We start from the raw sequence: 26,725 nt of genomic DNA on the forward strand, positions 1-26,725 counted from the left end.
TACTATAACTCAATTCGCATTCAAACGAAACTAAATAACCAGTCGCCTATAGATTTTCGGCGACTGGCTGCTTAAAACTTGAAAGGTGCTTTGATCCCTGTCTCACAAACGGGGGTCAGTCCCTAAACAAAGCTAGAGGGTCTTTTGCTATTGAACTTATGCTTTTTGGAAAGAAGGATCTGCAAATGGGTGAGCAATCCAACCTTCGGTTTCGATAAATAAACGAACAGCTACGATTTGACGATTATCCATCAAAGTGAAGAAATGCGGCTTGTGTTCAGGGACGGAGATAACATCGCCGGCTTCAAGCTCCACATCGAAATAACCAACATCTTCGGTGCCTTTGATGATGAAAATACCTTTACCAGCAGTAATGGCACGAACTTCATCTTCAGTATGTGTATGAACTTGCTCAAACTTTTTAAGCAATTCATCCAGATTTGGAGTTGCATCGGACAGGGCGATAATATCCCAAGTCAGATAGCCGCGGCGGCTTGCAAGGTCTTTGATCTCAGGATCGAAAGTAGATAGAATTTCAGCTTTATCTTCATCAGTAAATACGAATTTATTTTGCAAATGTGCAGGAAGCTTGGTAGGATTCCAGTGCTCATACAATACTTCTTGTTTATCCAAAAATGCTCTAACATTTTCTTCGCCGGAAATACGCTCATCGGTGCTACGAATACGAATTTCTGCCATGCTCATCCCTCTTTCAATATCATAAATAAGTTCTTTACTTATTATAATTTAATTTTTCAATTCTGTCGATAATGTATTTACGACAATACCAATAGGAATTATATGAAATATATATAAGCACAGTAGTCGGGAATACCTTTTCATTAACGAACGTTTCTGATAAACTTAGGGTTACAATATTCGCCTTTTTATGGTCTGCATGAAGAGATAAAATAGACGTTTTCATAGAAAGTTGTCGGAAGGATGTAGGTGAAAGGAAGATCGTGATGAGTAAACCATCTTTGAAAGAGCAGCTACAAAAGAAGATTATGATTTTGGACGGCGCCATGGGCACGATGATTCAACAAGAGAATTTGACGGAAGCCGATTTTGGTGGCGAGGATTTAGACGGCTGTAATGAGTATTTGGTCGTTACCCGTCCAGACGTTATTTCTAAAATCCACGAAGCTTATTTTGCCGCGGGTGCGGATATTATTGAGACAAATACTTTTGGTGCTACAAGTGTAGTATTGGCGGAATACGATCTGCAAGATCGTGCTCGTGAACTCAACTTGCGTGCAGCCAAATTGGCGGTTGATGCAGCTAATAAATTCAGTACGCCAGAATGGCCTCGTTATGTTGCGGGTGCGCTTGGACCTACAACGAAGACCCTATCGGTCACAGGTGGCGTAACCTTCGATGAACTGGTTGACAGCTATTACGAGCAAGCTTTGGCCTTAATCGAATCGGGTGTGGATGCACTGCTGCTTGAAACGTCCCAGGATACATTGAACGTTAAAGCTGGCAGCATAGGTATTCGTAAAGCCATGGATACTACGGGCATTGAACTACCACTTATGATTTCCGGTACGATAGAACCAATGGGTACTACGCTGGCCGGTCAAAATATTGAATCCTTCTACATCTCCTTGGAGCATTTGAAGCCAGTATCCATTGGGCTAAATTGTGCGACAGGACCGGAATTTATGCGAGATCATATTCGTACGTTATCTGAGCTGGCAACTACAGCGGTTAGCTGTTATCCGAACGCAGGTTTGCCTGACGAGAATGGTAAGTACCACGAATCTCCTGAGTCGCTGGCTAAAAAGCTGGCTGGTTTTGCAGAGCAGGGTTGGCTTAATATCGCAGGGGGCTGCTGTGGCACGACTCCGGATCATATTCGCGCTATGGCAGAAACGTTATCCCAATACAAGCCTAGAGAAAGCGCAAAAGGCCATCTGCCAGCGGTATCGGGTATCGAGACGGTTTATCTAGAAGATGCTAACCGACCTTATATGGTTGGGGAACGTACGAACATATCGGGATCCCGTATGTTTAAACGCCTTATGAAGGAAGGCAAGTTTGAAGAAGGTGCTGAAATTGCACGCGCTCAAGTAAAGAATGGTGCGTATGTCATCGACATTAACGTACAGGACACAGATATCGATGAAGCCTATGCTATGGAAAACTTCCTGAAGGAAGTTGTTAAGAAGGTTAAGGTTCCTTTGATGATTGACTCGACCTATGACCATATTATCGAGCTTGGCTTGAAATATTCCCAAGGGAAAGCGATTATTAACTCCATTAACCTTGAAGATGGGGAAACGAAGTTCCAAAATATCGTACCGTTGATTCACAAATACGGTGCTGCCGTAGTTATGATTCTTATTGACGAACGCGGTCAAGCGGTATCACGTCAAGCGAAGATGGAAGTTGCAGATCGCGCCTATGAGCTGTTAACTCAAAAGTACGGCTTGAATCCTTCGGATATTATATTTGACCCTAACATGTTCCCAGTAGGCTCTGGAGACCCGCAATATATCGGTTCAGCAGTAGAAACCATTGAAGGCATCCGGATGATCAAGACGAAGTATCCTGAATGTAAGACGATTCTAGGATTAAGTAATATTTCATTTGGTTTGCCTCCGGCTGGCCGTGAGGTGCTGAACTCTGTTTATTTGTACCATTGTACGAAGGTTGGACTAGATTACGCGATCGTTAACACACAAAACCTGGAGCGTTACGCCTCTATCCCTGAGCATGAGAGAGAACTGGCGGAACGCTTAATCTTCAATACGAATGATGAGACTTTAGCTGAATTCGTCGCGCACTTCCGTGAGAAGAAAGTAGAGAAGAAGGAAAAGATCTCGAACCTGACTTTGGAAGAGCGTTTAGGATCTTACGTTGTTGAGGGAACCAAGGAAGGTCTAATCCCCGACCTGAACGAGGCAATGACGAAATATGCACCACTCGAAATCATTAACGGACCTTTGATGAGAGGGATGGAAGAGGTAGGCCGATTATTTAACAATAATGAGCTTATCGTTGCCGAAGTACTGCAAAGCGCTGAAGTTATGAAAGCGTCCGTTGCCCACTTGGAACCGTTCATGGAGAAAAATGAAACTGCCGTAAAAGGGAAAATCATTTTAGCAACGGTAAAAGGCGATGTTCATGACATCGGTAAAAATCTTGTGGAAATCATCTTATCCAACAACGGATATAAAATAATTAATCTGGGTATCAAAGTACCGCCGGAGCAATTGATTGAAGCCTTCCGTAAAGAAAAGGCAGATGCGATTGGTTTGTCCGGACTGTTAGTCAAATCCGCTCAACAAATGGTCATTACTGCCCAGGATTTGAAAAATGCGGGTATTGACGTGCCTATTATGGTCGGCGGTGCTGCATTAACCAGAAAGTTTACGAAAACCCGTATTGCACCTGAGTATGAAGGTTTGGTTCTTTATGCTAAGGATGCGATGGACGGCCTCGATATTGCCAATAAGCTAAGTGATCCGAAACAAAGAGAACAGCTTGTTAGAGAGCTTAGGGAAAGTATGGAATCCGATGTTAAGGAAGTAGGCAAAAAGACGGAGACCATGCCGGAGCTGACCCGGGTTAGAACTTCAACCATAGACCGCACATTGCCGGTTCAAGTGCCGCCAGATTTGGAGCGCCGCGTACTTCGCGATTTCCCGATCAGCCATGTGATGCCTTATATTAATATGCAAATGCTGCTCGGACATCACCTCGGTCTTAAAGGCAAGGTCGATAAGCTGCTTGCAGAGAGAGATCCTAAAGCCGTTCAACTGAAGGAAACGGTAGATGAGATTTTAGATGAGGCACAGAAGGATAATATTATTCGCGCACATGGAATGTATCAGTTTTTCCCTGCGCAGTCGTCCGGAAATGACATTTTAGTTTATGACCCTAATGATTTCACGAAGGTGATTCAGAAGTTTAGTTTCCCGCGGCAGGAGACAGAGCCGTATCTATGTCTTGCTGATTATTTGAAATCTACAGAAAGCGGAGAAATGGATTACATCGGTTTCCTCGTCGTTACTGCAGGTCATGGAATCAACGAGAAAGCAGCAGAATGGCGTGAGAAGGGCGATTATCTGCGTTCCCATGCGTTACAGTCTACTGCGTTGGAGACGGCAGAAGCGTTGGCTGAGCGTGTCCACGAACTGATGAGGGATACATGGGGGTTCCCCGATCCGGCTGAAATGACAATGCAGGAACGCTTTGGGGCGAAATATCGCGGCCAACGTTTCTCGTTTGGTTATCCTGCTTGCCCGAATTTAGATGATCAGCAGCAGCTGTTCGCTTTGCTGAAGCCTGAAGATATTGGCGTACATTTAACTGAGGGCAGTATGATGGAACCGGAGGCTTCGGTTTCGGCGATTGTTTTCGCTCATCCGCAAGCACGTTATTTTAATGTAGAGAAAGTTTAGGCATGATAAACAGAGTGGAGTTCGCATATTGGACTCCGCTCTTTCCCTATAATCCAGCATAATGAAACGGAGCAGCGTACGTGGAACTTTATTTTTTGGGCACAGGGGCGGGAATGCCTTCCAAAGAAAGAAATGTGTCTTCAATTGTTTTGAATTTGCTTGCTGAACGAAACGTATATTGGATGTTCGATTGTGGTGAAGGGACCCAACACCAGGTACTCCATTCGCCAATTCGGATCGGAAAGCTTGAGAAGCTGTTTATAACTCATCTGCACGGGGACCATTTATACGGACTGCCGGGGCTACTAACCAGCCGTTCCTATCAAGGTGGAGATACTGGCACTCCTTTTAAGATCTATGGACCAAAGGGGACAGAGACGTTTGTTCGAACGGCGCTAGACGTGAGTCAGGCGCATTTGGGTTATGAATTGGAGATCCAGGAGTTCTCTGTTTCCGAAGAAACCGTGCTGTTCGAAGATGAGCAGTTTACAGTCAGTACGGCTCCGTTAGTCCATAGAATCGACAGCTATGGTTATCGTATCGTTGAGAAAGAACAGAAGGGACGCCTGATGGTTGAAAAGCTGAAGGAGCTTGGACTTACCTCTGGTCCTTTATTTGGACGAATAAAACAGGGTATAGATGTTGCTTTGGAAAATGGGAAGCAATTAAAAGCCGCAGATTATATTGGACCTTCGTATCCCGGGCGCATCGTAACCATTTTGGGCGATACTCAGCCGTGCGAGTACTCGTCGAAGCTGGCGCAGGGAGCGGATGTGTTAGTGCATGAGGCGACGTTTGCCGAGCAGAAAAAAGATCTGGCTGTCGCTTATGATCATTCCACCGCAATGGATGCTGCTCGAACAGCTCGGGAAGCGGGTGTAAACATGTTGATCTTGACACACATCAGTTCACGGTATCAAAAGGATGAGGCCGAGCTGCTAACAGAAGAAGCTAAGCAAATACATCTGAATACGTTTTTGGCAAGAGATCATGTCTCGTATGAAGTGTTGCGAAAAAAACTAAATTGAAGATCGCCTGCTCAAAAGAAAAATAAAAATGCCCTGTCCGAAGACGGGGCTATTTTTGAGTCTAAAAGTAACTGTTTGATACTAGTGGTTTAAGATTCTTGACTCGCTTCATCCTTCATCTCTTCACGGAAGGAATTCAGACTTTTTTCTCTACGCTCATTTTTAGATTGCAGGGTTTGTTTCTCCTGAGGGCTTATTTCGTCAGCATGTTCGGCTAAATATTGCTCCGTTTGTTCTAAATTTTCAATAGTGTTATTAATGCTTTTTTGTAAATGCTCTGCATTGTCTGCACGATTGTCCGGTTTTGCCATGAGTTGAATTCAGCTCCTTAGTTATATTGGTACACGATAATCGCATACCAGAAATACAATCCCACATTGAAGCATTAAATATACATAGTAGCTTAAGAATGGTTGAAGAGGAGAGGTGAACAATGCTAGGGTTAACCATCCTGGTTGGATTTTATTTTCTAGGTTATGTACTACATTCCGCGGCTCATATTCCATTGCCTGCTAACGTCATAGGGCTTATTCTATTTACGGCTTGCTTATTTTTGAAACTGGTGAAGCTTGAGTGGGTGGAGGATGCAGGAGAATTTTTAATCAGACATATGCTGCTCTTTTTTATTCCTTTTGTTGTTGGTACGATGGTGTTCTTCCATTACATTGGTATTTATGCAGTCCAGCTGCTAGTCAGCTTATTTGCAAGCACAGCGGGGGTGCTCTTGGTGGCAGGATGGACAGTCAAATTGATAAATCGCAAGGGAGGAAAGCAGCGTGAGTCCAGATGAGTTCACCCGGCAGCCACTCTTCGGAATAGCTCTTTCTTTGATTTGCTATACGTTGTCCTTGACATTAAATCGAAGGCTGCCCTGGCTTCATCCTTTATTCTTAAGTTCAGGCTTGATTATTACGTTCTTATTGTTAGGTCACATCCCATATGAAGCATATCAGCAAGGGGGGGACATGCTTGTCTTTTTCCTAGGTCCGGCAACGGTGGCGTTAGGGATTCCTCTTTATAAAAATGCGCTTCGTATTCGTGAGCATATCCGCGCTATCTTGGGGGGAATCACTGCAGGAACGGTTAGTGCTCTTGTTCTGTCTGCGGGCTTCGTATGGAGCTTAGGAGGTACCAAAGAGATGATGCTAACGATGATGCCCAAATCAGTTACTTCACCAATAGCATTGGAGATTTCCCGACAAGCTGGGGGAATACCGGAGCTTACGGCTGTATTGACGGTCTTGACAGGGTTAATTGGAAGCATGTTTGGTCCCTATTTGTTAAGGAAATGCGGGGTCCGTGATGATGTATCGATTGGGACCGCCATGGGGACGGCAGCACACGGAATTGGCACTGCACGGATTATTAGGGATTCGGAGCTTCAGGGGAGCATTAGCGGGTTTGCAATGGGGATTGCAGCTATTATAACGTCGATCTTATTTATACCCTTATATGCTTGGCTTCGCTAATGAATAGAATATGCTGATTAAACAGGGTGCCGTTAAGGCGCGCTGTTTTTATTTTGAAAAGATATTCAATCATTACAAAATATTAACAACAAGCAAATGTCCGTTTAATAATCATCTGTTACGCTAACTATGTAGTTCATTCCACTTTCCTGAGAAAGGCGTGTTGTCCATGATCCAAACGGCTGCTCAAATCAGCCCTCAATCTTCAAACTTGTACGTCAAGCTGGTCACTCATTCCGATGAATTGGAGCAGGCTATGCGTTTAAGGTATCAAGTTTTTGTTGAAGAGGAAAAGAACATGCGGTTGTTGAACGACACAGGCTTGGAACAGGATGAGTACGACTTTTTGTGTGATCATTTAATTGTAAAAGATATGAACCGGGATCAAGTTGTTGGGACATACCGACTGCTGCCGGGAGAACGTGCTGTGAGCAGCAATGGCTTTTATTCGGAAACGGAATTTGATTTGTCCGCCTTTCAGGAACATAAGGAGTATTCGCTGGAGCTTGGTCGCAGCTGTATTGATCCGGCATATCGCGGTGGGAAAGCTATACAAATGCTGTGGGAAGGAATTGCCCGTTACATTGCGGTTCGGAATTATCGTTATTTAATTGGGTGTGCGAGTGTTCATTTGCAGTCATTGGAGGATTTAAACGTCATCTACAGTATGCTTAAAATGAAGCAGGTCATTACGGACCGATTCGGTATTCAGCCTTTAGCTACTCATCAAATTCAAGGCCTACAGCTTTCAGAATATGAAATGACAGATAAGGAAGTATTCCGCAAGCTTCCTCCTTTGATGAAGGGTTACCAGTGGCTGGGAGCAGAAATAGGCGGTGACCCGGCTTATGATGAATGGTTTAATACGGTTGATTTTTTCATTGTGTTGGAAAAAGATCGCGTAACCCGCAAATATCGAAAGCATTTTTTAATGGATGAGGATAAAGGATTGTAGCATCCCATCAACCCTTGTTTACAGGGGAAGGATTTGGAGGGCTTTTATTGTACGAGTGGATAGGTGCTATAACGAAACAGCGGAAAGTATGGGGAAAGTTAGAGTCGGCGTGCTCCAGGATTCCCAGGCCAATTATGCTGTTGATATGCAAATGCCTTGGAATGATATGGTTTATAGCTGTGTCGAGAGGGTTTGGGAGACGAGTAAAGCACAATTTGCAGGAACTGTTATCAGAGCGTTCAAAATTAAAGGTTAAGGGCTATCAAGTATCTTATTATCAAAACCTTATTATCACTTTATATGAGCTATGGCTCGATACGCGTCGATTAAATGAAATAGGAGCACGTCGCTTTCAGGCCGAAGGGGAAGAGCATTTGGAAGAGGCCCTTCGATTAAGCCGGGGAGCGATCGTGTATACACCGCATGTTGGTAATTTCTTTTATTACTATTGGTATTTATGCCAAAAGTATTCATGTCTCACTATCGTAACCAGCGGGTGCGAAGAACTGCAGCCACTGTATTATCGATTCCGGGATATGGGCTGCGCCGGTCTGGATTATGACGATACGCCTCCATTGGAGCTGGTCCGCAAGCTACGCAGCCATTTGGCAGCTAACGGGGTTGTATTTATACTGGGTGATTTTTACCGTCCTACATTTCCGTTGTCCCGATTCTTTGGAAAAGCCACGAGGACCCCTGAGGGTGCAGCTTCTCTGGCGATTGATTACCAGGTTCCTATTATACCGTTCCACGGACATAGAGAAAAAGGGTTTAATCATAAGCTAAAGTTTGAACAGCCGCTTCACCTGTATGCAAGCTTTCAGCGTTCCCAAAGAACTGAAGCGACAAAAGTGCTGAACCGGTATATGGAACGTGTTATACGAGAATATCCAGCCCATTGGTTTTACTGGTTTAATGCGGATGAACGCTGGGAAAACGAGTGTTTAACGGATTCTAAAGAAGATTCCCATTCCATGGTCAATCTCTCTGCTGGTAGGGAGCTGAAAAAGCAGCATTCTGCTTGAAATGTAGTGAATTTTTCCTTTGGAAAACACAGTTAGCGCTTAAGAAGGTTTGCCTTCGCAAAACTCGGAGGAGGTGCGCATGGACACAGCAAGTCACCTTATGTTCGGAGCAACGCTGGGAGGGCTAGCTTTACTTGATCCCGCAGTTGCTCAGCAGCCTGTTCTTGCACATGCTATAATGGCAGCCACCTTGGTTGGGTCGAATGCTCCGGATTTCGATACGATTGTACGGTTAAAAAGTTACTCTGCCTATATCCGTATCCACCGTGGAGTTACGCATTCTATACCCGCCTTACTGATCTGGCCCCTTCTAATATCTTTTCCGGTAACAGGCTTATTTCAAGTATGGGAGCATTTTCATTTGATTTTCTTATGGGCAATGGGGGCTGTGCTTTATCATGTATTATTGGACTGGTTTAACGTGTATGGAGTTCAATGCTTTAGACCTTTGTCGAATAAATGGAAAAATATGGATATATTATCTTTATTCGAGCCATTCCTATTTGTGATACATGGTGCTGGACTGATCATCTGGAGCTTTATGGGGTCGAAGGTTCATACGGGGTGGTTATTTCTTGGGATATATGCCGCAACACTCATTTATATCGTTGTACGATCCTATCAGCACCATAAAGGTCAAAGCCTTCTTGTACTTTGCGCAAAGGGTGCATGTCAGCTGTACGGAGCAAGGTGACGGTTATGTTGTGAAATGGAGAGATGTACGCTTCTGGTACAACCACCGACTTCCATTCGGTGTTGATGTGCAGTTGGATCGCAATTTGAATGTGGTAGACCATTCCTTAGGCTGGTGGAAAAAGGCATGGGATCCCCCGTTTGTCTGAAGGAGGCCTGAGAGGGCCTTTTTTTTTTTTCTGTGAGTTCTATTTCTCGGGTAATGAAGGTAAGCATTGAATGAATATCCTCTTATTGGGATAGAATAGATGAAGTGAAAAATGATAGTCGAGAGGGTGTGCGCTATGGATTTTACAAGTCACGATATTGCTATAATCGAACAAGCGTTACAACGGGCGATTAGCTCGGAACCAAAAGACTCGAAGGTCAATCACTACCGTGAAGTGTTGAGCAAGCTGCGAAACAATGCGGCTGCAGCTATGATCGGATCAGATAAACGGGCGGTCCTTCATGATGGATTACGTTACGACTATGATGATTCATCGGACATGCTCTAAAAACTTTTCCCGGGAAAGCGCAGGAAACGACATAACATTCTGAAAATTTAAACATTTATCCTTTAGATTTCTTACACCTTTCGACTGCATTTCGGATGTTCCTGCCTAATACAGCAAGACGTGTAACGAATTAACGATGAACTGTCGAAATAATGAACCCTTGCGGAATTTCCGTATAGGGTTATTTTATTTATTTGCCGATGATTCGCGAAAGTTACATTCCGTAGTAGAGATGCTAGATTCGATAAGACGAACTCCCGAAACAATATTACAAGTGACTTATTGGTACATGATACCTCTAAGGGACTTATCGTAATGACTTTACCGAATAAATCCTTGACAATTATAGGTTGAGGAACTATATTTATAACAAATAATATGAATATGTACGGCGAGGGCTTGAGTCTTGGAGAAAACCTTATCCCGTAAGCATACACATCATTTTTTGGTGAGTCATGTTTACTTTGATAAGGTTTTTTCAGCTTTTGTCGGTTATAAATGTAAGCGGAAACATGGTTCGAAAACACTTCAGCTTTATGTAATGTCAAGACAACTGAAACATGAATAAACTCGAATTATTATGCAAGCTTTGAACTGACAATCATGATACGTTATCGCGGCGGTGGCGGCGAATTCAAAGGCAGTAAGGGTGGTGGTTAACGATCGACTTTCCAAGTGTAAGCACTTGATACGATTGTAAGCGCAAACAAAATGATTAAAGGGGGAGAAAAAAACATGTTCAAACCGTTGAAAAAAATTTCTTTGCTAAGCATTATAGCCATCATGGCGTTAACTGGTTGTACCTCTGGCAGCAAGCCGGCTGCAGAACCAAAACCCGAGGAGACAGAATTTAAGGTATCTACGGAGCCTGTAACGTTAAAGTTTTATGTCAATGTAACTAGACTTTCACCTCTTGAGTACAATACGTTCTTTGTAGAGCCAATCAAAAAGAAGTATCCGCACATTACGCTGGAAAAAGTTGAGGGGGATCTGGAAAAGCTTATCGTCGCTGGGCAAACGCCAGACCTTATTTTCTCAGACAACGATTGGCATATGCCGCTAGTTTCCTTGGACCTGCCTGCGGACTTAACTGATTTGGTCAAGAAATCCAAGCTGGACCTCGGTAAGTTTGTCCCGGAAACAATTCAAGCGATCCGAAATCTGGATCCTAATGGGAAAGAACTGCAAGGTATTCCTTTCAGCCGTAACACGGGAGTGTTATTTTACAATAAAGATATTTTTGATAAGTTCGGTGTTCCTTATCCGAAGGATGGCATGCTCTGGAGCGAAGTACTGGATTTATCCCGCAAGTTAACGAGAATGGAGGACGGTGTTCAATATATTGGCTTTGACCCGCGTTTTCCTGATCATATGATCAGCCAGTATTCCCAGCCATTTGTAGATCCAAAAACCAATAAAGCGCTTGTCGATATACCTCTTTACCATAAGATTCTGGAAGTGTTCCGTGCGAATTACGATCAACCTGGTGTTGTCAATGGGACTTCGTATGCTTACGCAGATGGTACATTTATAAAAGAGAAAAGATTGGCCATGCAGCCGGATTGGGCATCGAAAATTATGAGTGACCTTCTTCAAGCTGAAGCGGATGGCCTTGCTCCGAATTGGGATATGGTGACGAATCCTACCTTCGAGGATAAAGTCGGGAAAGGACGTCATGCGTTGGCGGATATGCTGGTCATTACGAAAGGAAGCAAGTATAAGGAACAAGCGATGCAAGTAATTGAGCTGCTCACCTCTTCAGAGATGCAGATGCTGATTAGTAAGCATTCACGGATTACGGTTTTGAACGATCCGGAAATTATAAAAGCATTCGGTTCGGAGAACCCATCGCTTAAAAATAAAAATACAGCAGCCATTTTCAAATATCCTTCATCTCCTACGCCGACACCAAATAAATATGACAAAGAAGTACAAACGTTGATTCGTAACATGCGTAAAGATATGGCTTTAGATAAAAAGGATATCAACACGGTGCTTAGAGAAACGCAAGCAGCGGCCGACAAGAAAATAGCTGATTTAATGAAGCAGCAATGAGAAATAACCAAAAGCACTGACCCTACGGGTCAGTGCTTTTGATTTAATTAAGGTTTTGAATAGAAAGGGGCACGTGCACTATCCATTTCTTTCATTGAGTTACGAACATGTATTCGATATAATGGATATAACTAAGGGAAGAACGGAGATGTTGCAATGAACCCGTTAACAGGAAAGGTATCTTCGATAGAAGAAATGATAGATTTGGTTAAAAGAACGCCAGAAATTATGTCACAAGTAACTTATTGGCACACGATTCCTCCAAGGGACGCATCATATGAGGCTTTCCCGGAGAATATTCATCCGATTTTGAAGGCTGCTCTAATGGAAAAAGGAATTGGGCAGCTTTATACGCATCAGGCGATGTCGTTTCGCGAAGTGCAGGAGGGGCGCCATCTTGTGACTGTAACACCGACGGCTTCAGGTAAGACGCTTTGTTATAATCTTCCCGTACTGCAAGGGATTCTGAATAATGATAGTGCGAGAGCACTCTATTTGTTCCCTACTAAAGCTTTGGCTCAGGATCAGGTAGCTGAGCTTCAGGAGACCGTGAATCGAATGGGGGCCGATATCAAGACACATACATATGACGGCGACACACCACCGACGGTACGGCAAGCGATCCGCAATGCAGGTCATATTGTCGTTACTAACCCGGATATGCTGCATTCCGCCATTTTGCCGCATCACACCAAGTGGGTGAAGCTTTTTGAAAATATAAAATATATTGTTATCGATGAGGTTCACTCGTATCGTGGAGTATTCGGCAGCCATGTTGCCAATGTGATCCGTAGACTAAAACGTATCTGTCGCTTCTATGGTTCTTCTCCGCAATTTATATGTGCCTCTGCAACAATCGATAATCCCAAGGAGCATGCGGAGAGACTGATTGGAGAAGAAGTATCCTTGGTCGATCGTAACGGAGCTCCTGCTGGGGAGAAGCACTTTGTATTTTATAATCCGCCGGTAGTCAATCAGCAGTTGGGTATTCGGAAAAGCAGCGTGCTGGAGACACGGAAAATCGCAGGCTTGCTGCTTAAGCAGGGAGTTCAGACTATCGTGTTTGCCCGAAGTCGTGTGCGTGTGGAAATCCTTCTGACGTATTTGCAGGATCTTGTTGCTCACGAGCTCGGGACCAAGTCGATTAGAGGGTATCGCGGAGGCTATTTGCCAAAGCTGCGCCGGGAGATTGAACGTGGATTGCGAAACGGTGAAATTCGAGGAGTAGTCAGTACTAACGCGTTAGAGCTCGGGATCGACATAGGGCAGCTGCAGGCTTGTGTTCTGAATGGTTACCCTGGTACGGTTGCAAGTACTTGGCAGCAATCAGGACGTGCTGGACGCCGGCAGGAAAGCTCGATCACCTTTATGGTGGCGAGCAGTAACCCGCTTGACCAATATATGATTCAAAATCCCCAATTTTTCTTCGAGCGCCCGCCGGAGCAAGCATTGATCCATCCTGACAACTTAATTATTTTGGTAGATCACGTGAAATGCGCCGCATACGAATTGCCCTTTGAACAAGGAGAGAAATTCGGTGATGAATCCTTAAAAGATGTACTGGAATTTTTAACGGAGGAGCAGATCCTTCACTATGTTAAGAATCGATGGTATTGGATGGAACAATCGTTCCCTGCGCACGATATTTCACTCAGATCGGCTGCGCAAGAAAACTTCGTAATTATCGATATGACAAATGGAAGCAGGGTTATTGGCGAAGTGGATCGTTTTAGCGCCCCGACGATGATACATGAGGAAGCAATCTATATCCATGAAGGTGTTCAATACCAAGTAGAGAAGCTGGATTATGAAGAGAAAAAAGCATATATCCGAGAAGTAGACGTCGATTATTTTACGGACGCCAGTATGGCTGTTCAGCTTAAAGTGCTTCACGTCCACAGAGAATCGGAGGAAGAAGGACTGCTGCGTCAATACGGCGAAGTTACGGTGAACGCCAAACCGACCATTTTCAAAAAAATAAAACTGAGAACCCACGAAAATATCGGTTCCGGTCCTATTCATCTTCCGGAGGAAGAACTGCATACGAGCTCTTATTGGTTTACTTTCTCCGATGAAATAGCAGCCGCGTCAAGCACGAACGATATGCAGTTTGCTTTGCTCGGCATTTCCAACGTACTGGTCCATATTGCTCCACTTTATTTAATGTGTGATCCACAGGATATTCGAGTCGTGCCTCAGGTGAAGGCGGTTCATAACAAAAAGCCTACGATTTTCTTCTATGACCGTTATCCAGGAGGTGTAGGCTTAAGTGAGCGGCTGTACGAGGTACACGGGGAATTGTTGGATGAAGCGAAACGGTTGATATCCTCTTGCGGCTGTTTGAGCGGCTGCCCGGCATGCGTGGGACCTATAGAAGAGGTGGGACTCACAGGAAAACAGCTATCTATGAAGCTGCTGGAGCAACTGGAGGTGTCGCAATGAGCAGTCTGCGCGAACGGCTGTTGCGGCATAAAAAGACGGATAACGGTTCACAGACTTCCAATACAGCCCATAAAGAGATGGAGCAGGAAGAGGCTCATAACGAGTGGGATGTTATCGAAGCAAGTATGGCTCATAATGAATGGGGATCGTTTGTACTGCGTCGAAGGGTCTATGAAAGCTCCTTTTTCCATGGTTGTTATGCGTTAGGAGAGTTAGTGGGTCAATCGGATCCGCTGATGTCCATCCTGCTAAAAGGGGATGTCGATGCGACGGAGAGTTGTCTGCCTCATGATCGGCTCCTATACTTGGACACAGAAACGACAGGGCTTGGAATCGGAGCGGGGAATGTCCCCTTCATGATAGGAATAGGATTCTACGAGGGAGACTTGTTTGTTGTTGAACAGATGTTCATACGCAACCCGGCAGAAGAGCTGGCGATGCTGTATCACTTGCAGGAAAAGCTGGAAAAGTATCCTTACCTTGTATCATACAATGGAAAGACATTCGACTGGCCTATTATCAAGAACAGGTACATTCTGAACAGGATGCCCTCTGAACCTGATATATCAGGACATTTGGATTTCTTATATCCTTCGCGCAGTCTGTGGAAGCATACGCTGCCCTCCTGCCGTTTAGGAAAAGTTGAGGAAGAGCGGCTCCTTGTAACAAGACACGAGGATGTTCCAGGTTCCTTGGCACCGGCTTTGTATTTTCAATATTTAGCGGAGAACGACGTCTCTGTAGTGAAAGGTGTATTTATTCACAATGAGCTCGATATTTTATCGTTGGCAGGCTTATCAGTGCACTTTTCCCGTGTAATTCAAGGAAAGATTGATTGGACAGGCATGGGGCTCGAGGAGCAATATCGGTTGGGGCTCTGGTTTCATAAGATTGGTCTGGAATCACGTGGGGAGAAGATATTGGACCATTTGTGTGAGAGGTTGTTCGAAACAGATAACGAAGGGGCTCAAGACGAATACTTGCTTCCTCTTGCGCAGGTATATAAGCAGCAGCATCGCTATACAACTGCTTGCCGTTTATGGTCAGCTTACGTGGAACGTAAGGGGCATCGGAGCACGGCTTCCCTGGAGCCGTATATTGAGCTTGCCATACACTATGAGCACAGGGAGAAGCAATTGCCGAAGGCTCTGATGTATGCGGAACAGGCATTGAATAAGGCATGGCAGCGTGAATCCTTGAGGAGACCTCAGCGCCCTGCAAAGGGCGGTAAGCGGGGAGGAAGGGGAATGTCACCTGAGGAACGTAAGCAGCAGGCCGAAGTCGCCGATTTAGAGAAACGAATTCAGAGGCTTCAAACGAAATCTACACGGGGAGTATCAAAAGAATTTCCGGAGCGGCTTGCTCCAAAGAAAAATACAGAACCCAGAAAAAGACGTTTGAAGGGTCCTGAGGAGCAGTTGGGGTTGGTCATGGACAGCTTGATATAGTGCATGCGTGATGAAAACGGCGGTATATGTAAGAATCCCTACCTGGAAGAGCATAAATCCGGCCTGTAATGGAAATAGTTGTAAGCATCTGCACAGACGGGCCAACTTTTCACAGGAGGGGAAGAAACTATGCCGGAACTGCCGGAAATGGAAAACTACAAGCTGCTGTTAAACCAAAGAATTATCGGCCGCATCATTACAGATGTCCAAGTTGAAAGGGAGAAATCGATTAATGTTACGGTCCCACTATTTCAACATGCGTTGATCGGGTCATCTGTCAGAGAGGTGGAGCGAAGAGCCAAACACCTGCTTTTTCATTTAAGCAATTCTCATGTGCTCGTGCTTCATTTAATGCTCGGGGGCATGCTGTTCTATGGAACAGAGAAGGAGAAGCCGGATCGGACGGTTCAAGTCACTATAAGCTTCGGTTCAATGAGTCTTTATTTTATCGGATTAAGATTAGGATACTTGCATTATTATGATCCGGTGGATGCGGAGAGATTTCTTCAGAAGCTCGGACCAGAACCAATGGAATCAGCATTTACTATATCGCGCTTTGGTCAGCTTATGCAGAAGCAGAGCGGTACTTTAAAATCAGTGTTAGTCGATCAAAGTGTGATGGCAGGCATTGGCAACTGCTACTCGGATGAAATATGCTTTGAAGCGGGGCTCCTTCCCTCCAGGCGCTGCAAGCAGTTGGCAGATCCTGAAATGGAAACATTGTATCACTCGATGCGTCATGTTCTTGCAGAAGCAACGCGGAGCGGCGGATACATGGAGATGCCATTGTTCGTTGAAGATCGTTTAACGGGTGGGTATGATAAACAGTGTAAAGTCTACGATCGAGAAGGAGAGCCATGTGTGCGCTGCGGCAGACCGCTCATCCGGCATGATGTATCCTCCAAAAAATCGTTTTGCTGTCAGCATTGTCAGCGATAGGAGGTGCAGAATGAACGTAGGTTGTCATTTGAGCATACGCAACGGTTTTCTCGAAGCAGCAAAAACAGCTGTAAAGCTTCACGCAAATGCTTTTCAATATTTCCCGAAGAACCCGCGCAGCTTGTCTGTCAAGCAATGGAATGCAAAGGATGCGCAAGCATGTAAGCAGTTTTGCCTGGAACATGGGCTTTATTCAATTGCGCATACTCCTTATCCGACGAATTTGGCTGTGGACGATTCGGAGCTTCGTAAAGCTACGATTCAATCACTGAGAAACGATCTGAGCATTGCGGATGCCTGCGGTTCTGTTGGTGTTGTTGTCCATTTCGGCAAATATAAAGGGGCTGACCCGTTACAAGGCTACAAAAATATTATACAATGTTTACATGATGTGCTTTCCGATTGGGAAGGAAGAGCTAAGCTGCTTATTGAGAATCAAGCAGGAGATGGCTCCATGATGGGAACTGCGTTGGAAGAGCTTGTACAAATTCGGACGCTATGTGCTTATAAGGAACATATAGGTTATTGCTTCGATACTTGTCATGCCTTCGCCAGCGGGTTATGGCCCGTAGGGAGTGACGGATGGACTCAACTCAAAAGCCAAGCTGCTCGATTAGGCTATTTCGACCATTTGCTTGCTGTGCACCTTAACGATTCCATGTATGAAGGCGGGATGTTTAAGGACAGACATGCTATGATTGGTAGTGGGTATATCGGGGAACAGCGCTTTCGTGATTTTTTGCGGACGATACGCGGGATGGACCTGCCGGTTGTGTTGGAGACGCCGGTCCTCCGAGGTGAAACTCATGCGCCGGAGATTCAGCTTGTGCGGCACTTAGCTGATTCATAACGTTACATATCGGACAAATAAAGCATTTATTGTCTTAAAGTCTTTTTTTACATAGGCATTTCGGCTTTCCTTAGGAGGTTGACGGACTATCATAAATGTTTTTCTAGATGATCAGAGGGCTTGTCCCGAAGGCTTTGTACTCGCGCGCAGCTCGGAGGAATGCGGACTGCTTCTGCAGGAATGCGAGATTGACGTGTTATCACTGGATTATGATTTGGGATGGGATCAGCCAACGGGAATGGATGTGGTCCGCCTCATGATTTCCACCCATCGTTATCCCCGAGAAATCTACCTTCACAGCTCCAGCTTTGTAGGCAGAAAAAACATGTATGAGTTGCTGTATCAAAGCAAGCCGGAAAGCGTCAAATTGGCCAACGGCCCCATCCCGTATGAAAAACTTCTCCACATCGCTAAAACTAGACAAGAATAGGTTGTGATTTTACATGCAGATTATTTCATTAGAAAACATTCATTTTATCCGCGAGGAGCGGGCGATTTTATCGGAAGTAGGAATTCAAGTCAATAAAGGAGAACATTGGGTTGTTCTTGGGAAAAACGGGTCAGGCAAGACGACGATACTCGAATTAATCAACGGATACCAGTTCCCTAGCAGAGGCGAGGTTCGCGTATTGGATCATCTTTATGGTCAATGCGATGTTCGTGAAGTACGCAAGCAAATTGGCTATATTAGCCAATCGTTATATGAAAAATTGAACCCCGGAGATCCGGTGTGGGAAGTCATTGCAACAGGAGAGTATGGCTTTTTGCGTTTTTATGAAGAGATTCCTGCCGAAGTACGTGCTAAGGCTCTTGATATGCTGGAGGAAGTCAGCTTGAGACACCTTGCGGATCAGCCATTAGGGACTCTTTCCCAAGGGGAACGTAAGAAGGTAATGCTGGCACGCGCACTTATGACTAGTCCTAAAATTCTTATTATGGATGAGCCTTGCTCTGGCTTGGATTTATTTGAACGGGAACGGCTTCTTGAGACTATTAACCGTCTTGGAAAGCAGCAAATTACGGTCGTATATGTAACACATCATATTGAGGAAATTATGCCGATGTTCTCCCATGTAGCCTTGATCGACCAAGGTAAAATCATTGCATCAGGCCGTAAGGAAGAAGTACTTAATGAAGCTAACCTTCTTAAAGCATTTCAAGTTCCTGTTGCGTTGGAATGGTTTCAAGGAAGACCTTGGATCAAGGTGCTATGATGACAGAAAAAGAACAATCAAGACAAGGCAGCACGTTTATCGGCACAGCAAATCACGGCTTTGGCCAGCATGCGCAGGAAGAAATAAGACGTTTGTTTGAAGCCGGAACACAGTTTCGTCATATTATCCCGGCTGAAGTATTTATTTTCACGGTTCAGGAAGAAAAAGAGGCTGTTATTCACAAGCTCCTTCATAACGAACCGATGTTTTTACGGCATATGCAACCCGTAGATGTGGAGCTAGATTGGGATGGTTCCATGGAGACGCTGCAACAATTTATAGGTAGGGAGCTTAAGCTGGAATCCGGATTGAAAGCCGCCGTGCAAATCCGCAAAACGGAGCAGGTTGGATCCGATATTTCTACTACCGAATACAAGCGAGCAGTAGATGATGTGCTGATTAAGCAATGGTCGATTATTCCTGTTGCCAAAGATGCGGATATTATCGTCTCTATCTTTCTAACTCCGGATAAAGCTTATTTAGGCGTGTCCAAGCCGGAACACAATTTAAGCGACTGGTCGGGAGGAGCGATCCGCTTCCGTAAGGAGGAGGGTCAAGTATCTCGCGCCAAGTTCAAGCTGCTAGAAGCAGAGCGTGCCTTTGGACTGGATTTTCAACAGTACAGATCTGCGCTGGATATTGGAGCGGCACCAGGGGGTTGGACATCCCTACTTCTCGAACGGGGCATGAAGGTGACGGCTGTCGATCCGGCGAAGCTAGATTCAGGATTACTGCGGCATCCGAAACTCACTTTCCTTCAAAAAAATGCAGGTGAGGTTAAATTCCAGCCGCAATCATTTGATTTGCTAGTATGCGACATGAGCTGGAGTCCGCGTCAAATGGCCAAGCTTGTAAAGGGTCTGCTGTATTCACTGCAAACTGGCGGTACAGCAATTATTACGGTCAAGCTGATGCACAAGAAACCGTTTCAAGCCGTTCGTGAGCTTGTAGAGGACTTATCGCCTGATCTGGCGCTGCAAAAAGGAAAGCAGTTGTTTCATAACAGGGAAGAATTGACGGTGTTTCTAATTAGAACTTAGTCTCCCGTTGAATGGAGATGGATATCTATGAAAGACGGAAACCAATATTGGAATCACATCTATACGGATCTGGAGTTGTCTAGGCCGGAATATGATGAGTGGCTTATTAAGCATGAATCAATTTTGGAAGGTTCGCGAAATATTCCGATCATAGACCTTGGCTGCGGTGCTGGTGGGGACAGCTTGTTTTTGACAGAGCGCGGTTATCGAGTTATTGCGTGTGATTGGTCGGAGGAAGCATTGAGTAAATTACAGCTGCATATTCCTTTAGCAGAGACATGTAAAGTAGATTTAAGGGAAGAGCTTCCCTTCCTAAGTGACAGTGCACAAGTGATCATTGCAGACTTGAGTCTTCATTACTTTTCATGGAAAAAGACGGAACTGATTCTCCAGGAGCTGCAGCGAGTGTTGCTTCCTGGAGGTCATCTCCTGTGCAGAGTTAATTCTATTCATGACATACACTTTGGTGCAGGGGAAGGCATCGAGATTGAACCCAATTATTACGAGCAGAATGGACAGTACAAGCGTTTTTTTGATAAAGACCAAGTGATTCAGTTGTTTAAAAGGTGGAGTCTGGTTTACTACCTGGAGACTACAATGAATCGATACCATAAACCGAAAAGGTTATGGGAAATTGCTGCTGTAAATCAAAAATAGAGCTTGAACTGAGTGCTATGGGGGAGGATTTGCTGTGAGAAGGCTCCTTGTTCCAGTTGGCTTGTTTCTAGTCATTGCTGCACTGGGATTGATTTTTCTGCCTCATGATACTTTAAATCCGCCGCGATCGGAGAACAATGGTTCATCTATGATATTAGAAGTAGATTCCCACACAGCAGCATTCAGTGGTAATCAGATTGCTGAAGCTTCTAATATCCGCTGGACACCGATAGCTGACACTATTGCTTACGAGAGGGTACAGGAACAGGCTGCTCCTGTACATTCGTGTGAAGGGCAGGTTATGGATAAGCCTCGTTGGGTAGTAACGGTCCCCGTTGCGACATTATGGAGCGAACCGAATCAAGCTCGATCCATCGATCGACCTAGTCTTGGGAATCCGGTTCAATTGAAAGCATGGCTTCAATCCATGAGCCTTCCAGATAAGCTGTGGTTGGTCGGTAAGCTGGAAACCCAGGCGCTTCTGGGGACAGAGGTGACTTTACTCGATCGAAGGGATGATTGGTTGAGGGTAGCCGTTTCAGGTCAGAACACTCCGAAAAATGAGAATGGCTATCCTGGCTGGGTGCCCAAAGATCAGCTTGCTGAACAAACCCGTCAGTATGACTCTTGTCCTATAGCCGTTGTGTCAAGACCGACTGCATGGTTGTATGAGGATGCTTCGAGCATGCTACGGCTTGAAGAAATCAGCTTTAACACGGAGCTGCCGATTGTTTTCCATGAAGAGTCGCGAATTGGTGTCGTCTCAAGAAATGAAGAAATTCGTTGGATGAACAAGTCAGATGTTATTGTACGGGACCCGTCACTGGATCAAGGGGAAAGTAAGAGTCAAGTTACTGGAGAAGAGTTGGTTCAAACAGCAAATAGCTTTCTCGAGCTCCCTTATTTATGGGCAGGAACTTCTGGGTTTGGATTCGATTGCTCCGGGTTTACCTACGCGGTTCACCGAAACCACGGTATTACGATTCCTAGAGATGCGAAAGATCAGGCCAAAGCAGGAACAGAGGTAAATACGGATGATTTAAAGCCGGGTGACTTACTCTTCTATGCTTATGACAAAGGGAAAGGTAAGGTCCACCATGTGGCAATGTATATCGGGGAAGGCATGATGATTCATTCTCCTAAAACAGAAAGAAGCATTGAGATCATCTCCATGAAAACACCGGCATATGCGCAAGAATTCGCAGGAGCAAGAAGGTATACGGAACTTATTACTTGAGCCATCATTTGTTTTTTTATTCAAGCGATAAATCGAAAAGACTATAGAGGGTAACATCATGAAGCATCACTTTTCAAGACTTGTTCTTGCCGGTGAGTGCTTTTTTCATAGCGTAACCGCGGAGGAATAAAGAATAGAATGAGGGGGCTATTATTGTGCGCTTGACTGTATTGGGACCATGGGGGGCTTACCCAACAGCTGGAGAAGCTACAGCGGGATATTTGCTTGAACACAACGGCCAGAAGATATTGCTGGATTGCGGAAGTGGAGTTCTTTCCGTTGTTCAGAAGTATGTTAAGCTGGAGGAGCTGTCAACTGCGTTCATCAGCCATCGTCATCACGATCATATTGCAGATTTAGGTTGTTTGCAATATGCTTGCCTAATTGATTCAGATCTGGATAAGAGACGTGATCCTCTGCAAATATACATCGGGGGTGAAGCTGTGAGTGAAAGTGACCCTTATCGTACGATGAAGGGTTCTGTAGTCCACTCGGTTCTAGAAAACGACATATGGAATCTTCACGGTATGGAGTGGTCTTTTTTTAAAACATTTCATGAGGTTTATTGTTTAGGTGTTAAAATAATTGTTGATAACAAAACGCTCGTTTACACCGCGGATACTTATTTTGATGAGTCGTTAATCCGTTTTTGTAAAGATGCAGATGTGTTAATTGTTGAGACCTCATTTTATGCGGACATTCAGAATGCCAGACAATACGGCCACATGAATAGCATGGAAGTCGGCCAATTAGCCAAAATGGCGAATCCGGGAAAAGTCGTTTTAACTCATTTACCTCATTTCGGTAATACAGCTTCTCTTGTGGAAGAAGTCAAGCAGAATTATTCCGGTGAAGTAGTGCTTGCAAAGAGCGGGTTGGTCTTTGATTTATAAATGGGAGGTTCATTATGAATGTAGAACATCAGCGCCTGTGTGAGGATCTTCGCATTGCGCTGCTTCAATTATTTGCTGACGCAGGGTACGAACATAAGGGGTTGCTTCGAAGTATTGAGGCGCTTGAGCGGGAAACTGGATATAAAGAAGAACTGGAGCAACTAACAATGGAGAATGAACGTTTGAAGGAGCAAGTTAGAAGGTTGCGGAACACAGTGAATTCGAAGGAAAGCAGCATGTCTAGCAAGCTGAGGGAAGCTTTAAGGGAGTAGTCTTGAAAGAGGTGACCTGGATGGGCAGCGGTTGGTATACAACGATAGTCATTGGTATTATCATTGTGATTGGAATATTATTCGTTATACTTCGCAGGAGAATCGGTTCAAGGTCACAACGGAGCAAGAATGTTATCCGAATGACAGAGTTCAAGAAGCAGGATAAACGCAATGGGCATCAGCAGAAGTGCTCATATTGCAAAAAGAAAACGGACCGATTAACCTTTTATGCCGGGGGTCACGGATCCGCTGTAGGTGTTTGTAGAGAATGCAGGCCCAAAGCTGAGAGACAGGATCTACATCCTATTTGAAAAAATAAGAAAGAAGGCGACAAGCTCGCTTAACGGTTTAATGTAATTGTCCGGACTGGCCGTTAGAGCTCGATTGCTTGGACATAAGGTCCATACTCCAATCAATCATTCCATTCATCATGCTAAGAACGAGGTTAATTGCATCTTCATCGCTCAATGGCTGACTTTTGGAATTGTTGGAGATGTATTCTTGCATTTTTGTCTCTAATTGACTCGTTAGGTCTTTCAGTTTGGAAAAATCTTTGGCTATATCGGATATAGAACCGGAGTTGGAATTGGAAGCGCCGCTATTTTGCTGTTGCGATTGGCCTCCACTTGATTGTTGGGCATCTTGTCCGCTTGAATCATCCGATTGACTTTGGAGCAATTCTTTTATTTGCTGCAATTCATCAGTTAAGGACTGCTGTTGTTCAGTAATTTGCTCGATTTGCCCCTTCAGTTCACGGTTGCTTATCATCTCTTAAGCTCCTTCATTTTATTATGAGGATAGTATATCCATGAACCGTTTATTTAACCAAAAAAGACCATTCAACAATAAAATACATAAAATAGTTGAAAAAACCATATTTTATGTTATTATATAAACAAATATGTGATTCGCAAGCGGAAGCACCGCTGATCAAGAATATTATTCTTGTTCAGTTGGTGCTTTTTTTGCGTGTTCGTTTCTAGGAGGCGATATGGAAATTACCAATAAAGTAAAAGCCGCGATTGTAGTGGCCATTTTATCGGCGGTTCTGGTGGCAAGCGGGATTTTACAGCTTAAGGGGGCGATGTGAACCAAGATTGGATGAAGCAATTGATCAATAAAGGGGGAGGGGCCCGGTTCAATGTCAAAAATGAAGCTAGTCTTACTGGATGCAGATACTTATTTTATTGATAGGATAACGGCATATACAAGAACATCAGATTATGCTTCGACTTTTACGGTATCGGCTTTCACAAACAGGGAGCAAGGATTTTCATATATCGAAAGGAGCAGCGAGAACTTTATTCTTCTTGTTCATGAAAGCTTTATTCCACTGCCAGAGCTTGTTTTTCAAAGACAGCATGGTTGTATGCTAATAGTTAGTGACTTTCCAGCAACGGGAGATATTGTTGAATATCCAGTAGTCTGTAAATTCCAGCCTTTGAACCAACTGTTAGCGCATGTGATTTCGCATTATAACGAGTTTACATCAAGTCGCATGCTGAAGGGGGATAAAACGTCTCAGGTTGTCTCCGTATACTCCGCAGTGGGCGGAAGCGGTAAAACGTTAACAGCTCTGCATCTTGCTAGAGAATTAGCGTTAGTAGGTAGAAACGTATTTTATATTAATTTGGAACAGCTGCCGTCGACGTTGTGGATTGAACAAGGGGAGAGTGTAGAGGAGCATTGCTTTTCCCGGATGCTTTACTATGGGAAGTCGGATGCCAAACTTCAAATCGCCAAAGTAGAGAGGTATAAAAGGCGACACAGTGTCTTTGGCTTTGATTATTTTCCAGGGAATGGCGAGTCGTTAGAGCTAGCAGAGATGTCAGAAAAAGACACGGAATCACTTGTTAAAGCTGTACTCGCTACTGGAGCATACGATTGTGTATTGCTTGATCTGGACTCTTCCTTGTTTCCCCGAGTGAAGGCTTCGTTGAAAGTTAGTGACCATGTGCTGTGGCTGGTACAGGATGATAGCATTCAGTGGGAAAAATGCCACACGAGAATGAGTCAATGGATGGACTGCCAGATGGAAACGGATTGGAGACATAAATGTGCAATCCTTGTTAATAAATTCAACGGGACTCTGCATAACAGCGAGTCGCAGCTTCCTTTGCCAATTGCAGGCTATTTACCTTATATTCCTGAATGGAAATCATTTGGCAGGACTGAGATAGTACTGAAACGCAGTGCGTTCAGCGAGAGCCTGGCATCACTCAATTGGTTCCGTTCTCTTGTGCAGGAGGAAACTTCAGATGTGGAACGATGAAACGGTGGCGGAGCTTAAGCAGACTGTGAAGGAAAAGCTGGATTTGTCCATATCGTTAACTGATGTTCAGTTAATGGAATTAATCGAGCAGGAAGTATTTGGATTTCGCTTTGACCAATACTTTACGGCAGGGCAGAAGCATCAATTAATTATGCGGTTGTTTCATTCGTTCAGAGGATTGGATATATTACAGCCCCTAGTGGATGATCCAACGGTTTCTGAGATTATGATTAATCGGTATGATCAAATCTTTGTTGAACAAGATGGCTGCATAAGCCTTACGGGAATGAAATTCGAGAGCAAAGAAAAACTGGAGGACGTCATTCAGGCTATAGTTGCTCGAGTGAATCGCGCAGTTAATGAGGCAAATCCTATAGTAGATGCAAGATTGCTCGATGGTTCAAGGGTTAATGTTGTGCTGTCTCCGATTGCATTGGAAGGGGCAGCAATGACGATTCGTAAGTTCCCTGATTCACCGATGACATTGGATCATTTGATCCAGAAAGGGTCATTGACGCAATCCGCAGCATCCTTCTTGATCCAAATGGTTAAGTCCAAATATAACCTCTTTATAGGAGGGGGAACCGGGTCAGGAAAGACGACCTTTCTCAATGCTTTGTCACAATACATTCCTGACGACGAACGATTGATTACAATCGAGGATTCTGCTGAATTACAAATTCGTACTGTGCCTAATTTGGTACGTCTGGAGACACGGAACGCCAACACGGAAGGAAAAGGCGAAATTACGATTCGAGACCTGATCCGTTCTTCTTTGCGTATGAGACCTAATCGAATCATCGTCGGCGAAGTGCGTGGAGCTGAGGCGTTGGACATGCTGCAGGCAATGAATACCGGACATGATGGTAGCCTATCAACGGGACATGCTAATTCAACTGTTGATATGTTAAGTCGACTTGAAACGATGGTGCTAAGCGGAGCATCGCTTCCTGTAGAAGTGATTCGCAAGCAAATTTGTTCAGCAATTGATATCATGATTCACCTGCAAAGGCTGAGAGATCGGTCTCGCCGAGTTACCGAAATTAGTGAAATTATCGGATTGGAAGGTGGAGAAGTAAAGTTGAACCGCTTGTTTGAATTTGTGGAGCAAGGGGAGGATGCTCAGGGGAGGGTAATTGGAGAGCTCATACCAACGGGTAACCCTTTGATGCACACGGATAAGCTATCTATGGCGGGAATTGCTGTTTAAGCATCTAACCTATACTTGAATAAAAGGAGACCGCTTTTGATTTATATCATACTAACAGTTCTCGTAGGAGTCCTGTGCTGGCTTGCGGTGACGATCTACCAAAGTTCTTATAAGAAAAGA

The 26,725-nt window shown here is 44.5% G+C and carries 27 protein-coding genes; 24 read left to right on the forward strand and 3 right to left on the reverse strand.

The annotated features are described in order from the left end of the window. Positions 1-75 (forward strand): IS3 family transposase (locus tag BP97_RS41770; RefSeq protein WP_442952371.1); only part of this gene is annotated, 75 nt, incomplete at its 5' end. An 81-nt stretch (positions 76-156) separates the two neighbouring features. Here BP97_RS41770 and BP97_RS0125775 read toward each other — a convergent pair. Beyond that, positions 157-699, reverse strand: a complete 543-nt coding sequence (locus BP97_RS0125775) for an acireductone dioxygenase (RefSeq protein ID WP_028551705.1) — start codon at positions 697-699, stop codon at positions 157-159. Between the two features lie 266 nt (positions 700-965). Here BP97_RS0125775 and metH point away from each other — a divergent pair, with 266 nt between their 5' ends. Both metH and rnz read left to right on the forward strand, forming a co-directional pair. Further along, positions 966-4,409, forward strand: a complete 3,444-nt coding sequence (metH, locus tag BP97_RS0125780) for a methionine synthase (protein WP_028551706.1) — start codon at positions 966-968, stop codon at positions 4,407-4,409. An 80-nt stretch (positions 4,410-4,489) separates the two neighbouring features. After that, positions 4,490-5,437, forward strand: coding sequence for a ribonuclease Z (rnz, locus tag BP97_RS0125785; protein WP_028551707.1), 948 nt, complete (start codon positions 4,490-4,492; stop codon positions 5,435-5,437). Between the two features lie 89 nt (positions 5,438-5,526). Here rnz and tlp read toward each other — a convergent pair whose 3' ends face one another. Beyond that, positions 5,527-5,748 carry a small acid-soluble spore protein Tlp gene (tlp, locus tag BP97_RS0125790; RefSeq protein WP_028551708.1) on the reverse strand — a complete coding sequence of 74 codons (222 nt, stop codon included), beginning with the start codon at positions 5,746-5,748 and terminating at the stop codon, positions 5,527-5,529. Between the two features lie 122 nt (positions 5,749-5,870). Here tlp and BP97_RS0125795 point away from each other — a divergent pair, with 122 nt between their 5' ends. The 19 genes from BP97_RS0125795 to BP97_RS0125880 all read left to right on the forward strand — a co-directional run bounded on the left by BP97_RS0125795 (position 5,871) and on the right by BP97_RS0125880 (position 23,123). Next, on the forward strand, positions 5,871-6,227 hold the full coding sequence (locus tag BP97_RS0125795) for a CidA/LrgA family protein (RefSeq protein ID WP_028551709.1): 357 nt from the start codon (positions 5,871-5,873) through the stop codon (positions 6,225-6,227). After that, positions 6,214-6,906, forward strand: coding sequence for an LrgB family protein (locus BP97_RS0125800; protein WP_028551710.1), 693 nt, complete (start codon positions 6,214-6,216; stop codon positions 6,904-6,906). The genes BP97_RS0125795 and BP97_RS0125800 overlap by 14 nt, the downstream gene beginning before the upstream one ends. Positions 6,907-7,075: 169 nt before the next feature. Beyond that, positions 7,076-7,861 (forward strand): GNAT family N-acetyltransferase, encoded by a 786-nt coding sequence (locus BP97_RS0125805; protein WP_028551711.1) that lies wholly within the window; start codon positions 7,076-7,078, stop codon positions 7,859-7,861. 47 nt (positions 7,862-7,908) lie between these two features. Continuing rightward, positions 7,909-8,886 (forward strand): lysophospholipid acyltransferase family protein, encoded by a 978-nt coding sequence (locus BP97_RS37435; protein WP_064745738.1) that lies wholly within the window; start codon positions 7,909-7,911, stop codon positions 8,884-8,886. 79 nt (positions 8,887-8,965) lie between these two features. Next, positions 8,966-9,580 carry a metal-dependent hydrolase gene (locus BP97_RS37440; protein WP_051620969.1) on the forward strand — a complete coding sequence of 205 codons (615 nt, stop codon included), beginning with the start codon at positions 8,966-8,968 and terminating at the stop codon, positions 9,578-9,580. 10 nt (positions 9,581-9,590) lie between these two features. Beyond that, entirely contained in the window at positions 9,591-9,728 is a 138-nt protein-coding gene (locus tag BP97_RS41165) for a hypothetical protein (protein ID WP_231506424.1), read from the forward strand. Positions 9,729-9,863: 135 nt separating this feature from the next. Continuing rightward, a complete protein-coding gene (locus BP97_RS0125820; RefSeq protein WP_028551712.1) occupies positions 9,864-10,076 on the forward strand; it encodes a hypothetical protein in 213 nt (70 codons plus the stop codon). 735 nt (positions 10,077-10,811) lie between these two features. After that, positions 10,812-12,131, forward strand: a complete 1,320-nt coding sequence (locus tag BP97_RS0125825) for an ABC transporter substrate-binding protein (RefSeq protein WP_028551713.1) — start codon at positions 10,812-10,814, stop codon at positions 12,129-12,131. Positions 12,132-12,287: 156 nt separating this feature from the next. Then, a complete protein-coding gene (locus tag BP97_RS0125830; RefSeq protein WP_028551714.1) occupies positions 12,288-14,573 on the forward strand; it encodes a DEAD/DEAH box helicase in 2,286 nt (761 codons plus the stop codon). Further along, a complete protein-coding gene (locus tag BP97_RS37445; protein WP_051620970.1) occupies positions 14,570-16,021 on the forward strand; it encodes a ribonuclease H-like domain-containing protein in 1,452 nt (483 codons plus the stop codon). The genes BP97_RS0125830 and BP97_RS37445 overlap by 4 nt, the downstream gene beginning before the upstream one ends. A 129-nt stretch (positions 16,022-16,150) precedes the next feature. After that, positions 16,151-16,960 carry an Fpg/Nei family DNA glycosylase gene (locus BP97_RS0125840; protein ID WP_028551715.1) on the forward strand — a complete coding sequence of 270 codons (810 nt, stop codon included), beginning with the start codon at positions 16,151-16,153 and terminating at the stop codon, positions 16,958-16,960. 10 nt (positions 16,961-16,970) lie between these two features. Further along, on the forward strand, positions 16,971-17,810 hold the full coding sequence (locus BP97_RS0125845) for a deoxyribonuclease IV (protein WP_028551716.1): 840 nt from the start codon (positions 16,971-16,973) through the stop codon (positions 17,808-17,810). A 91-nt stretch (positions 17,811-17,901) separates the two neighbouring features. Beyond that, a complete protein-coding gene (locus tag BP97_RS41170; protein ID WP_331281326.1) occupies positions 17,902-18,240 on the forward strand; it encodes a cyclic-phosphate processing receiver domain-containing protein in 339 nt (112 codons plus the stop codon). A gap of 13 nt (positions 18,241-18,253) precedes the next feature. After that, entirely contained in the window at positions 18,254-19,024 is a 771-nt protein-coding gene (locus BP97_RS0125855) for an ABC transporter ATP-binding protein (RefSeq protein ID WP_197035537.1), read from the forward strand. Continuing rightward, complete coding sequence (locus BP97_RS0125860) at positions 19,024-20,064, forward strand: SAM-dependent methyltransferase (RefSeq protein WP_028551719.1); 1,041 nt, start codon at positions 19,024-19,026, stop codon at positions 20,062-20,064. The genes BP97_RS0125855 and BP97_RS0125860 overlap by 1 nt, the downstream gene beginning before the upstream one ends. Positions 20,065-20,091: 27 nt before the next feature. Then, the gene (locus BP97_RS0125865) at positions 20,092-20,721 is read left to right on the forward strand and encodes a class I SAM-dependent methyltransferase (RefSeq protein ID WP_028551720.1); all 630 of its coding nucleotides are present in this window, start codon (positions 20,092-20,094) and stop codon (positions 20,719-20,721) included. Positions 20,722-20,755: 34 nt separating this feature from the next. Continuing rightward, on the forward strand, positions 20,756-21,958 hold the full coding sequence (locus tag BP97_RS0125870) for a C40 family peptidase (RefSeq protein ID WP_051620971.1): 1,203 nt from the start codon (positions 20,756-20,758) through the stop codon (positions 21,956-21,958). A 155-nt stretch (positions 21,959-22,113) separates the two neighbouring features. Continuing rightward, positions 22,114-22,851 carry an MBL fold metallo-hydrolase gene (locus tag BP97_RS0125875; protein ID WP_028551722.1) on the forward strand — a complete coding sequence of 246 codons (738 nt, stop codon included), beginning with the start codon at positions 22,114-22,116 and terminating at the stop codon, positions 22,849-22,851. A gap of 14 nt (positions 22,852-22,865) precedes the next feature. Beyond that, positions 22,866-23,123 carry a hypothetical protein gene (locus BP97_RS0125880; RefSeq protein ID WP_051620972.1) on the forward strand — a complete coding sequence of 86 codons (258 nt, stop codon included), beginning with the start codon at positions 22,866-22,868 and terminating at the stop codon, positions 23,121-23,123. A 348-nt stretch (positions 23,124-23,471) separates the two neighbouring features. Here BP97_RS0125880 and BP97_RS0125890 read toward each other — a convergent pair whose 3' ends face one another. Further along, positions 23,472-23,891, reverse strand: a complete 420-nt coding sequence (locus tag BP97_RS0125890) for a hypothetical protein (protein ID WP_028551725.1) — start codon at positions 23,889-23,891, stop codon at positions 23,472-23,474. A 373-nt stretch (positions 23,892-24,264) separates the two neighbouring features. Here BP97_RS0125890 and BP97_RS0125900 point away from each other — a divergent pair, with 373 nt between their 5' ends. Continuing rightward, positions 24,265-25,395 (forward strand): AAA family ATPase, encoded by a 1,131-nt coding sequence (locus BP97_RS0125900; RefSeq protein ID WP_028551726.1) that lies wholly within the window; start codon positions 24,265-24,267, stop codon positions 25,393-25,395. Beyond that, positions 25,382-26,605, forward strand: a complete 1,224-nt coding sequence (locus BP97_RS0125905; RefSeq protein ID WP_028551727.1) for a TadA family conjugal transfer-associated ATPase — start codon at positions 25,382-25,384, stop codon at positions 26,603-26,605. The genes BP97_RS0125900 and BP97_RS0125905 overlap by 14 nt, the downstream gene beginning before the upstream one ends. The last annotated feature ends 120 nt before the right edge of the window (positions 26,606-26,725 follow it).

Source organism: Paenibacillus sp. UNC451MF (assembly GCF_000686845.1).
In the GTDB taxonomy this organism is placed as follows: domain Bacteria; phylum Bacillota; class Bacilli; order Paenibacillales; family NBRC-103111; genus Paenibacillus_S.